Below are 6932 nucleotides of genomic sequence, written 5' to 3'. Positions count from 1 at the left end.
AGCCGCTAGAGGGAGCGGCGGCTCAGGACGGACGGCGACCGGCGGCGAACGGGGGGTGAGCGGCCGCCGGTATCCAAGTAAATCAGTTGAAGTTGGTCGCCGATGCCACCGAAGGGCTGGTCATGGCAGGCGTCGTGGGACGCAGCGTGGTGTCGCTCTTGTCGGCCAGTTCCGCCTTGGCTTCGCCATAGCGGGCGACGATGTCGTCCTTGAACTGGGTCAGCTTGCCGTCGTCATACAGCTTCTTGCCAACATAACCTGCGATGGCGCCGAAAATCAGGGTGCGGATCATGATATACTCCTTGGGGATGGGGTTCGCCAGTCATAACCGGCGGCGGCCCCAGGAGTTCCGCAATGATGTGGATTGTCAGGCGGCGTCGAGCGCTTCCGGTGCGGTCTTGTCGCGGCGGGCGCGGCCCGCGTCGGTCAGATCCTGGCGGCCGGCCATGGCGAGCCATGCGGCTTCAGCGCGCAGGCAGCGGTCGCGGACATTAGTGAGGGTGGCGGCGTCGGCGTCCGTGCGCGCCTTGGCAGCGAGGGTGCGGTAATCAGGGGCGGCCATGTCGGGTCTCCTCTTGGAAAAAGGGAAAGTGGGGCGGGCGTGGCGCTCTTTTGCAAAGCGCCGCGCCCGATCCGAAGGCCGTCTGAATTACTCGGCGTGCGAGATATTCACCGCAGCCATCTTGCCGCGCTTGTCTTGCTCCAGGTCATAGGACACGCGGTCCTTTTCACGCAGGGTAGCCAGGCCAGCACGCTCGACGGCGCTGATGTGAACGAACGCGTCCGCGCCGCCATTGTCGGGGGCGATGAAGCCATAGCCCTTGTCGGCGTTGAAGAACTTGACGACGCCAGTGATGCTGCTCATAAATTATTCCTTCTTTGCTGTCGGCGAACCCCGTGTGGACGCGCCGGGTTGCTAAGGGGCAGGGAAAGAAGGAAGTAAGGTGCCGCAAAGCGCCAAAAACCGTCGATTTGCGACTGTAGCCTCCCCTATGTAGGGCAAGGCGCAGCAAATAGCAAATGGCGTGCGCGCGGCCGACCCGATGCCCCCTTTCTTGCGATCGCAAATACTGCCCGTTCAGCCCCGAACGCTGCGCGTTCAGCCGGATGCTGCGGCCTGGGCGGTGCCGAAATAGGCGTCGCGGGCGCGGGCGGCGGCTTCCTCATAGGGGCGGCGATCGGCGGCGATGCGGGCGTTGACGGCGTCTTCCTCGTCCGGTGTCAGGTCACGCTCATAGGCGTCGATCTCATAGACGCTGTCGCTTTCCTCGCCAACGAAGTCGGGCGGAGGGGGATAATCAGTGCGCCATTGTTCGAGAAATTCGTCCCACCAGATGCCGCGCAGATGGGTGACGGCCTCGTCGGGCGGCAGGGTGGTGAGGTCCAGCTCCGGTTCGCGGGGCGGATCGGGCGGAAGTTCACACCGTTCCTGGAAGGCGGAAAAGGGCGGATACGCGGCCTTGGCCGTGCCGGTCATCAGCGTCATGCGCGCGGCGACGAAGAGCGCGGCGGAGGCGCCGGGCGACAGCGCGGTGGCGGCGGTTTCGACCGCTTCGGGCGTGGCGGGGCTGGTGCCGTCGAGCAGGCGGGCATCGTCCATGTCGCGCGCCATCGTTTCGGCACCGGGGCGGGGCAGGCCGAGCTGGTCGGCCTCCGCCTGCGCTCCGTCGGCCGGGCAGAGCATGTCGAGATAGGCGGCGAAATCCTGCGCGACGACGCGGGCGAGCGCGGCGTCGCTGCCCGGTGTCGGGCAGTCGGCCATGCGATCGAGCCGGGCCAGCATCGACATGGCGAGGCGATTGTCGTGGCGGTGGCGGGTGACTTCGAAATTCTCTTCATCCTTGCGGATGGTTTCGGTCTGGCCGATGATGGCGCGGGCCATCAGATCATCGGCGAGGCGCGCGCGGGCGATGAGGATCGCCGCGTCCCAGCCCAGGCGAAAGGCCGCGCCGTCCTGACGAATGCGCAGATTATAGGCCGAGCGCGCCGTGATGCGGACCGCTTCGCAGGCGAGGCGGATGACGCCGGTGGCGGCGAGGGTTTCAAGAAAGCGGCGTTGGCGCGCGGGGCTCCAGCCATCGGCGCGGGTTTCGGGCGACGGGGTGAGGGTGGGGAAGTGGTACGACATGAGTGCGCGCGCCTCCGGCTGTGGGGTTTGCGGCAAGGGTAGGCAGAAAGGGGAGATGTAGGAAAGAACAAAATGGGAACGAAAGAGATCATCATTGCGAGCACAGCGAAGCAATGCAAGGCCCGACAGTGGACTGCTTCGCTGCGGTCGCAATGACGAGGGTGTTCAGGGATATTGCTGGCGGGCGTGAACGAGGGCCAGCACTTCTATGGCGTCAGCGGCGACGCGATAGATCAGGATATAGTTGGGATGGACGACGACCTCGCGCGTGCCGGGCGTGCGGCCTGGCCGGTGCGCGTAGGGATGCAGCGGCAGATTATCGGCGGCGTGCCGAATGGCAGCGTGGAGGCGATCCGCCGCTGTCTTGTTGCGGGGACCGATATAGTCAAGGATATCGAGCAAGGCTGCTTCGGCCTCATCATCCCAGACGACCGGCAGAGTCATGTATATTTATCGAGGACGGCCTGCGCTTTGGCCATCACTTCGCCGTGTGGGATGCGCTGCTTGGTGGAGGCGAGCGCCCGTTCCACTTTGGCGCGGACCCATGCATCATGCGCTTCGGCATCCTCGCTGGTCGCAAATTCGGACTCGATGGGGGTTAGCTTGGTCATGGAGAAAATATAGCGAAACTGCCGCGAATTATCCATATCGGATGATGACGAGATTTGTCCGTATCGGACAATTTGATAGGTTCCATCCGATGACCATTAAAGGCTTCCCTCGTATTGCTATCGATCCCGCCGTCTGCGGCGGACGGCCTATCATTGCGGGTACGCGGATGCGTGTCAGCGACATTTGGGAGATGCTGGCTGGCGGTGGGACTATGGCGGAGGTTGTGGAGGACTTCCCATATCTGTGTGAGGACGATGTTCGGGAGGCTGTGGCGCTTGCATCGATGATGCTGGGTCATCCTGAGCAGTTGGATTATGAGCGCCTTTTGCGCCGGGATCGTCAGGCTATGTATGTCCACGAGTTAGACGAAGAGACGATCGAGGCATTGAAGAATGTCGAAATCCGCGAAGAATCCTTCGCGCTCAACCCTCTCACGGATGATCCTGAAGCTTGCTGACCTTCTGTCCTACAACTATTTGTAGCGGCATGGGACGGAGCGAGTGAGGGGGTGAAGCCAGGTCGTTGTACCTTTAACCTAAATTCCTACGCGGCGGCTCTGATTGGTTCAAGCCGAGTAAGTTCGAGGCTCGTTTCGGTACCCTGTTTGAAGCCAACTCAATTCTAAATCATTCAATTACTGCGAAACTGACTTCGCTTTGCATCACAGTCTTAATATCATTTCCAATTTCGGTAAAATTAGGATTTCCTATCTCACCGTGCATATAGCTACCCGATCCTATTAATATGCCGGACGATTCTGCTTGATCTCTTAGTCCATCAGCCCATAAAAGATTTTGCGCTTTCTCAATAGGACTAACATTTTTCCCGTAAACTCCTACGAACTTTAAATATATTTCAAACGGCTGACCTTCTTCATCGCCTCTTCTTTTGTTGACAAGTACATCAAGAGAATCCCATTCCGAATAAATTAAAATCGGAAAATCTGAAATAACCTGACATTTTTCAACATCGTTCACATAAACAGATGTAATTGTTCTTAAATCGTAAGTTATTTTGCACGAAAAATGAAATATTACAGGTCGAGACCAGTTTAAATAAGAAATTGTATCTAGAAAAATTTTCTCGTTATTCATTCCTTGAATAACTATTGATAAAGCTCCGTTTTGTCTTATGGATACAGTAAACCGGCAACGATCTACCTTGTCTATTGCATCAACAATAACCATGCTTTCTTTAGGAATTTGAGTGATTCCTGCAATAATATAGATATCTTGATTTGAGAAACTAGAAATAATTTTTGACCCAAACATTACAATGGCCTGCCCAATTTGAATAAACAAATTAACTAGAGCATTAAAATGTCCGCTTCCTATATGTAGCATTTCAACAAATTCTTTAGGAAGGTATTTTGAATAATGAGACCCTCCATTATTATTTGAAAAAAATCTTATTATATCCTCAATTGTATAAAATTTACTCTTAAAGTATATTACTTTGTGCTTTAAGAAGCTTTCTATGCTTAACGATATTTGTCCTGAAAATTGCTTTTCAGATGATATAGGTGGTCCTGCCATTAAAAATACGGGATCAGGAATCGGCGAAAATTTTTTCAGTTCCTCAGCATCTGCCGTACAATATATTTTTATATCGATTTTAAGCGCTTCCGATACAAAAATAAGAAGAGAATCGGAATCGCTGCGTTTCTCCAAAAATAATGCTCTGATTTGAGATGACATAGCAGTTAAATAGTAAAAACGCCCCTCTCTACATCTATGAACACTATCATTAATCAGCATTAAGCCATCTCTTAGGTCGATCATTTTTTGATAAAATGGCTTCTCAATTTTTTCTATGTTTGGATTAGACATACAATATTATCCAATATTTAAAATTTGCCCGATCCGTCGCTTGATGATGTCGCGCTCCGCGCATACTTGATCCTACAGTACCCCAGACTGCACGCCCTCCGGGTACGACTTCTTGATCACTCCGCCGCCACACTCGCCAACCCCAGCAACGGCGCGAGATAATGCCCCGTAAAGGAGCGTGGCTCCTTCGCGACCTTTTCCGGGGTGCCCTCGGCCACGACTTCGCCGCCTTTGACCCCACCCTCTGGTCCCATGTCGATGATCCAGTCGGCGGTCTTGATGACGTCCAGATTATGTTCAATGACCACGACGCTGTTGCCCTGGTCGACCAGCGCGTGGAGCACTTCGAGCAGTTTGCGGACGTCTTCGAAATGCAGGCCGGTGGTGGGTTCGTCCAAGATATAGAGCGTCTGGCCGGTGGCTCTGCGGGCGAGTTCCTTGGCGAGTTTGACGCGCTGGGCTTCGCCGCCCGATAGGGTCGTGGCCTGCTGGCCGACCTTGACATAGCCCAGGCCCACTTCGGCGAGCATGGCCATCTTGTCGCGGATGGGGGGGACGGCCTTGAAGAATTCGACGGCGTCCTCGACCGTCATGTCGAGCACGTCGGCGATCGAGTGGCCCTTGAACTTCACCTCCAGCGTTTCGCGATTGTAGCGCGCGCCGTGGCACACGTCGCACGTCACATAGACGTCGGGGAGGAAGTGCATCTCGATCTTGATCAGGCCATCGCCGGTGCAGGCTTCGCAGCGGCCGCCCTTGACGTTGAAGCTGAAGCGGCCGGGTTTGTAGCCGCGCGCCTGGCTTTCGGGCAGCCCTGCGAACCAGTCGCGGATGTTGGTGAAGGCGCCGGTATAGGTGGCCGGGTTGGAGCGGGGGGTGCGGCCGATGGGCGACTGGTCGATGTCGATCACCTTGTCGCAATGTTCGAGGCCCGTCACCTTGTCATGCGCGCCGGCCAGGATGCGCGCGCCGTTGAGGGCGCGGGCGGAGGCGGCGTAGAGCGTGTCGATGGTGAAACTGGACTTGCCGGAGCCGGAGACGCCGGTGATGCAGGTGAAGGTGCCGAGCGGGATCGACGCGGTGACGCCGCGCAGATTATTGGCGCGGGCGTTGTGGACGGTCAGCTTCTTGCCGGTGCCCTTGCGGCGTTTCTTGGGCACTTCGATGCGGCGGGTGCCGTTGAGATAATCGGCGGTGAGGGAGTTTTTGGCTTTGAGGATCTGCTTGAGCGTGCCCTGGGCGACGATCTCGCCGCCGCGAATGCCGGCGCCCGGCCCCATATCGACGATATAGTCGGCGTGGCGGATGGCGTCCTCGTCATGCTCGACGACGATGACGCTGTTGCCGAGGTCGCGCAGGCGTTTCAGCGTGACGAGCAGGCGGTCATTGTCGCGCTGATGCAGGCCGATCGAGGGTTCGTCGAGGACGTAGAGGACGCCGGAGAGGCCGGAGCCGATTTGGCTGGCGAGGCGGATGCGTTGGGATTCGCCGCCGGACAGGGTGCCGCTGGTGCGGTCGAGGTTGAGATAATCGAGGCCGACATTGTTGAGGAAGCCGAGGCGCTCGACGATTTCCTTGAGGATGGCGCGGGCGATCTGGTTCTGCTGATCGTTGAGCTTGTCGGGCATCGCGGTGAAGAAGGCGAGCGCGTCCACGACGCTGCGGCGGGTGGAGAGCGAGATGTCCTCGCCCGCAATCTTGACCGCGAGCGCTTCGGGCTTGAGGCGCGCGCCGTGGCAGGTCTCGCAGGGCTGGGCGCGTTGATATTTGCTCAGTTCCTCGCGCATCCAGGCGGATTCGGTCTGGAGCAGGCGGCGGTTGAGGTTGCCGATGACGCCCTCGAACGCTTTCTTGACTTCGTAGCTTTTGCGGCCGTCCATGAATTTGAGCGTGACCGGCTTGCCGCCGGTGCCGTGGAGGATGATGAGCTTCACTTCGCCGGGCAGGTCGGCCCAGGGGGTGTCGAGGCTGAACCCGAATTCCTTGGCGAGGGAGCCGAGGACTTGCATGTAGTAAGGGCTGGGCGGGTTGGACTTGGCCCAGGGGACGACCGCGCCCTTTTTGAGGGAGAGGGCTTCGTTGGGGACGACGAGTTCGGGGTCGAACTCCTGCCGCTCGCCCAGGCCATCGCAGGCGGGGCAGGCGCCCATGGGGGCGTTGAAGGAGAAGAGGCGCGGCTCGATCTCTGCGATCGTGAAGCCACTGACGGGGCAGGCGAATTTTTCGGAGAAGACGATGCGGTTGGCGGGGATGCCGGTGTTCTTCATGCCGCTCTTAGCCCTCTCCCTTGAGGGAGAGGGTTGGGTGAGGGTGTCCGAAGCGAGAGGTGGGACGCTCGGCTGCGCCTCGCTCCCCCTCTCCCC

At 58.1% G+C, this 6932-nt stretch carries 9 protein-coding genes; 1 reads left to right on the top strand and 8 read right to left on the bottom strand.

The window, feature by feature from the left end:
- Nucleotides 1-82: 82 nt before the first annotated feature.
- The 6 genes from IL54_RS18885 to relB form a co-directional block, all read right to left on the bottom strand.
- Entirely contained in the window at nucleotides 83-292 is a 210-nt protein-coding gene (locus IL54_RS18885; protein WP_037479446.1) for a hypothetical protein, read from the bottom strand.
- Between the two features lie 75 nt (nucleotides 293-367).
- Nucleotides 368-562, bottom strand: coding sequence for a hypothetical protein (locus IL54_RS18880; RefSeq protein WP_037479444.1), 195 nt, complete (start codon nucleotides 560-562; stop codon nucleotides 368-370).
- 87 nt (nucleotides 563-649) lie between these two features.
- Entirely contained in the window at nucleotides 650-865 is a 216-nt protein-coding gene (locus tag IL54_RS18875; RefSeq protein ID WP_037479442.1) for a cold-shock protein, read from the bottom strand.
- 234 nt (nucleotides 866-1099) lie between these two features.
- Nucleotides 1100-2128, bottom strand: a complete 1029-nt coding sequence (locus IL54_RS18870; RefSeq protein ID WP_037479440.1) for a hypothetical protein — start codon at nucleotides 2126-2128, stop codon at nucleotides 1100-1102.
- Between the two features lie 165 nt (nucleotides 2129-2293).
- Entirely contained in the window at nucleotides 2294-2572 is a 279-nt protein-coding gene (locus tag IL54_RS18865; protein WP_037479432.1) for a type II toxin-antitoxin system RelE/ParE family toxin, read from the bottom strand.
- Nucleotides 2569-2739, bottom strand: coding sequence for a type II toxin-antitoxin system RelB family antitoxin (gene relB / locus IL54_RS18860; protein WP_037479514.1), 171 nt, complete (start codon nucleotides 2737-2739; stop codon nucleotides 2569-2571). Before relB ends, IL54_RS18865 begins: the two co-directional genes overlap by 4 nt.
- 89 nt (nucleotides 2740-2828) lie before the next feature.
- Between relB and IL54_RS23330 the strand changes: the two genes are divergently transcribed.
- A complete protein-coding gene (locus IL54_RS23330; protein ID WP_081913123.1) occupies nucleotides 2829-3197 on the top strand; it encodes a DUF433 domain-containing protein in 369 nt (122 codons plus the stop codon).
- A 169-nt stretch (nucleotides 3198-3366) separates the two neighbouring features.
- On the opposite strand, the gene IL54_RS24375 is transcribed toward IL54_RS23330, so the two are convergent.
- Entirely contained in the window at nucleotides 3367-4569 is a 1203-nt protein-coding gene (locus IL54_RS24375) for a hypothetical protein (RefSeq protein WP_156106316.1), read from the bottom strand.
- Between the two features lie 116 nt (nucleotides 4570-4685).
- Nucleotides 4686-6932, bottom strand: a 2247-nt coding sequence (gene uvrA / locus IL54_RS18850; protein WP_443211358.1) for an excinuclease ABC subunit UvrA, incomplete at its 5' end; no start/stop codon positions are given.

Source organism: Sphingobium sp. ba1, from assembly GCF_000743655.1.
Lineage (GTDB): Bacteria > Pseudomonadota > Alphaproteobacteria > Sphingomonadales > Sphingomonadaceae > Sphingobium.
This window is presented reverse-complemented; position numbering and strand designations above follow the sequence as displayed.

Coding starts and splice junctions, on each gene's coding strand:
- IL54_RS18880 (WP_037479444.1), bottom strand. CDS start 562: ATGGCCGCCCCTGATTACCGCACCCTCGCTGCCAAGGCGCGCACGGAC.
- IL54_RS18885 (WP_037479446.1), bottom strand. CDS start 292: ATGATCCGCACCCTGATTTTCGGCGCCATCGCAGGTTATGTTGGCAAG.
- IL54_RS23330 (WP_081913123.1), top strand. CDS start 2,829: ATGACCATTAAAGGCTTCCCTCGTATTGCTATCGATCCCGCCGTCTGC.
- IL54_RS24375 (WP_156106316.1), bottom strand. CDS start 4,569: ATGTCTAATCCAAACATAGAAAAAATTGAGAAGCCATTTTATCAAAAA.
- relB (WP_037479514.1), bottom strand. CDS start 2,739: ATGACCAAGCTAACCCCCATCGAGTCCGAATTTGCGACCAGCGAGGAT.
- IL54_RS18875 (WP_037479442.1), bottom strand. CDS start 865: ATGAGCAGCATCACTGGCGTCGTCAAGTTCTTCAACGCCGACAAGGGC.
- IL54_RS18865 (WP_037479432.1), bottom strand. CDS start 2,572: ATGACTCTGCCGGTCGTCTGGGATGATGAGGCCGAAGCAGCCTTGCTC.
- IL54_RS18870 (WP_037479440.1), bottom strand. CDS start 2,128: ATGTCGTACCACTTCCCCACCCTCACCCCGTCGCCCGAAACCCGCGCC.